Source organism: Nonomuraea sp. NPDC001831 (genome assembly GCF_042892035.1).
In the GTDB taxonomy this organism is placed as follows: domain Bacteria; phylum Actinomycetota; class Actinomycetes; order Streptosporangiales; family Streptosporangiaceae; genus Nonomuraea.
In genome coordinates, this window is the sequence record NZ_JBIATU010000041.1 from 1 (window position 1) to 1,200 (window position 1,200).

Annotated in this window: 1 protein-coding gene; it reads right to left on the reverse strand. The window is 66.2% G+C overall.

Annotated features, from left to right (window positions below; genetic code table 11):
- A complete protein-coding gene (locus tag ACFYYW_RS49080) occupies window positions 1-1,095 on the reverse strand; it encodes an IS630 family transposase (RefSeq protein ID WP_387661532.1) in 1,095 nt (364 codons plus the stop codon).
- Between the last annotated feature and the right edge of the window lie 105 nt (window positions 1,096-1,200).

The following is a 1,200-nucleotide window of genomic DNA, read 5'->3' on the forward strand; positions in this document are numbered from 1 at the left end:
CTAGTGAGCCGGTTTTGAGATTCGGTCGCAGTAGTGGCAGATGCGGTCGAGGATCTGGTCCGCAGTCTTGGTCCATCGAAACGGCTTGGCGTTGTCGTTCCAGGTCTTGATCCATAGCTCCAGTGCGGCCTTGAGAGCGTCCAGAGAGCAGAAGTTGCCGCGCTCCAGGCAGCGCCGCTCCAACTCGGCGAACCAGCGCTCCACCTGGTTGATCCAGGAGGAGTAGGTCGGAGTGAAATGCAGCGTGAAGCGCGGGTGGGCCAGCAGCCAGGCGTGCACCACCGGCGCCTTGTGGGTGGACAGGTTGTCGCAGATGAGATGGACCGCCAGGCCCGGCTCGACCTGGCGGTCGATCTCATCAAGGAAGTCGCGGAAGTCGATGGCGCGGTGGCGGGCGGACAGTTTGCCGATCACCTTGCCGGTGGCGGTGTTGAGTGCGGCGAACAGATCCACGGTGCCGTGCCGGACGTAGTCGAAGCTGCGCCGCTCGGGCACTCCGGGCAGCATCGGCAGCACCGGTGCACTCCGCTGCAACGCTTGGATCTGCGGCTTCTCATCGACAGCGAACACCGCGGCATGAGCCGGTGGGGCCAGATACAGCCCGACCACGTCCCGGATCTTGTCGATCAGCAGCGGGTCGGTGGAGATCTTGAAGTTCTCCACGCGCCAGGGCTGCAGCCCGAACGCCCGCCAGATGTTGCCCACGCTGCTCGGCGAGATGCCCACCTTGCGGGCCAGTTCACGCTTGGACCAGTGCGTGGACCCCTCGGGCACCTCCTCCAGAGTGCGCACTACCACCTCCTCCACCTGAGCGTCGGTGATGGTGCGCGCAACGCCCGGCCGTGGTTCGTCGCTCAGCCCGTCCAGCCGGCGGGCCAGGAAACGGCTGCGCCAGCGGGCCACCGTCTTGCGATCCAGCCGCAGCCGGGCCGCCACCGCGATATTGCCGCCACGGCCGTCCCCCTCGGCACAGGCCAGCACGATCCGGGCCCGCAACGCCAGCCCCTGTGCGGTCGAACGCCGCCGGGCCCAGCCCTCCAGCGTCCGCCGCTCCTCCTGCGATAACACCAGCGGTTGGAGTCTGTTGTCCGCCATCTCTCCAGCAGACCTCACCGGCCGGTCAGCGTCACCACAGCTCCCCGAATCAGGGACGAAATACACCTCAAGTGGTGACCCTCATCCTCATAATCAACTCACTAG

Coding starts and splice junctions, on each gene's coding strand:
- ACFYYW_RS49080 (WP_387661532.1), bottom strand. CDS start 1,095: ATGGCGGACAACAGACTCCAACCGCTGGTGTTATCGCAGGAGGAGCGG.